The sequence below is a fragment of the Pseudonocardia ailaonensis genome (genome assembly GCF_039531635.1).
In the GTDB taxonomy this organism is placed as follows: domain Bacteria; phylum Actinomycetota; class Actinomycetes; order Mycobacteriales; family Pseudonocardiaceae; genus Pseudonocardia; species Pseudonocardia ailaonensis.
Genome location: NZ_BAAAQK010000043.1, coordinates 1 through 2,329 on the forward strand (window position 1 = coordinate 1; position 2,329 = coordinate 2,329).

Annotated in this window: 1 protein-coding gene and 1 pseudogene; both read left to right on the forward strand. The window is 69.5% G+C overall.

The genetic code is table 11. From position 1 onward, the window contains the following. Positions 1–1,024: pseudogene (locus ABD324_RS37060) on the forward strand (IS30 family transposase); the annotation flags it as partial. A gap of 273 nt (positions 1,025–1,297) precedes the next feature. After that, the coding region (locus ABD324_RS37065; protein ID WP_344428579.1) for an IS110 family RNA-guided transposase at positions 1,298–2,329 on the forward strand (1,032 nt) is incomplete at its 3' end.

A 2,329-nucleotide genomic window follows, 5' to 3' on the forward strand; every position in this document is an offset into this window, starting at 1 on the left:
CCACGCTGGCGGTAGGCCACCGATCTCACTGGCCGAGCCCAGCGGCCGCTACTTGTCCTTCGAGGAACGCGAGGAGATCGCACTGTTGCGCGCCAAGAAGATGGGCGTGCGTGAGATCGCGCGCAGGATCGGTCGCGATCCCGGGACGGTCTCTCGCGAGCTGCGCCGCAACGCGGCCACGCGGAGCGGGAAGCCGGAGTACCGAGCGCTGGTGGCGCAGTGGAAGGCCCAGCAGGCGGCGAAGCGACCGAAGACCGCGAAGCTCGCGATCAACGACAGGCTGCGGGAGTACGTGCAGGAGCGGCTCGCCGGGAGCGTGCGCCGGCCAGACGGCAGCATCGTCGTAGGGCCGCAGCCGCCGGCATGGAAAGGGCTTAACAAGCCGCATCGGCAGGATCGGCGGTGGGCGACCGCGTGGAGTCCGGAGCAGATCTCGCACCGGTTGAAGCTCAATTTCCCGGATGATGAGTCCATGCGCATCAGCCACGAGGCGATCTACCAGTCGCTGTTCATCCAGGGCCGTGGCGCGCTCACACGCGAACTCGTCTCCTGCCTGCGAACAGGCCGTGCGCTACGGCAGCCGCGGGCTCGAGCGCAGAATCGCCCGCAAGGACACGTCACCTCCGAGGTCGTGTTCGCTCAACGCCCTGCAGAGGCGGCGGACCGTGCCGTTCCCGGTCATTGGGAGGGCGACTTGATCATCGGCACCGGTCGCTCCGCGATCGGCACGGTCGTGGAACGCAAGAGCCGCTCGACCCTGCTGGTGCACTTGCCGCGGCTGGAGGGCTGGGGTGAGATCCCGCCGGTCAAGAACGGTCCCGCGCTGGGCGGATACGGCGCCGCAGCGATGAACACCGCCCTTGCCGCGTCGATGACGACGTTGCCCGAACAGCTCCGCAAGACGCTCACCTGGGATCGCGGCAAAGAGCTTTCCGGACACGCCCAGTTCGCGCTCGAGACGGGCACGAAGGTGTTCTTCGCCGACCCCCACTCGCCCTGGCAACGACCGACGAACGAGAACACTGTGAGTGTGTCGTTCGGCGGTTCTGGCCTGGTCCGCTGCCAGGCTCGGTACCGGTGATCCCGGAGTGACTCGCGAGAATACTGGCCGCGGCGATGATGCGCGCCTTGCGTTGGACTCGTCCTCCGGGGTCATTGGCGCCGGCCTGGCCCACTCGTCTTGGCTTGATCAGGAGCTTGTCCGCCCGATGGGCGTGACCCCTCACAGTGCTGCCGCGACCAGTGACCTCCATCCAGGCCGACGCCGACGCGTTCGCCCTGCTGAGAGGACAACCGCATGGCCATGCTGGCAGAGCAGTACCGCTACGTCATCGGCGGTGACCCCGACCGGGACACCATCGACTTGGTCGTACTCGACACAGCGACCGGTGGGGTCCGCGCCCACCTCGTCGAGGCCGCCGACGGCCCGGGCTACGCACGGATGCTGGCCTGGGCCGACGAACACGCGCCCCCACAGCGAGTCTGGGCGCTGGAGGGCACCGGGAGTTTCGCCGCCGGGCTCGCCCAGACCCTGGCCGAGGCCGGTGAAGCCGTGGTCGAGGTGGGCGCCGCCAAGCGCGCCCGCGGCGCCAAGAACGATCACATCGACGCCGTGCGCGCCGCCCGAACGGCGCTGGCCCGTGAATTTCAAACCCTGCCTCGAGCCAGGGGGCTCCGCGAAGCGCTGCGGATGGTCCTGGCCACCCGGGCCGCCGTGCTGGTCAGCCGGACCAAAGCGATCAACGAGCTGAAGAGCCTGATCATCGTCGCCCCCGAGCATCTGCGCGCCCAACTGCGCGGCCTGTCACTAGCGCGCCAGCCCGGTCGGATCGAGGCTCTGCAGACACCGCCTGGCGCCGAGGTCGAGCACCGGGTGACGATCTCGACGCTTCGCTCGATCGCCGCCAGGGTCCGGTTCCTGCAGCGCCAGGCCAACGAGCTCGACCCAGAGTTGGCGTCGCTAGTCGCCCAACATGCGGCCGGCCCCGCGCTTCTCGCCGAGCCCGGAGTCGGCCCGGTCGTCGCGGCACAGCTGTTGGTGTCCTGGTCTCACCGCGGGCGAGTCCGCAACGAAGCGGCCTTCGCCGCGCTGGCAGGAACCTCACCACTCGAGGCCAGCAGCGGCCAGCGCATCCGGCACAGGCTCAACCGCGGCGGTGACCGCGACCTGAACCGGGCGCTGCACACAGTGGCAATCACACGCGTCCGCTGCCACGCCGAGACCCGTGCCTACCAGGCCGCCGCGACCGCCCGCGGCAAGACCCGCCGCGAGATCCGCCGATCGCTCAAGCGCGCACTGGCCCGACGCCTCTACCGACGCATGCAAGCA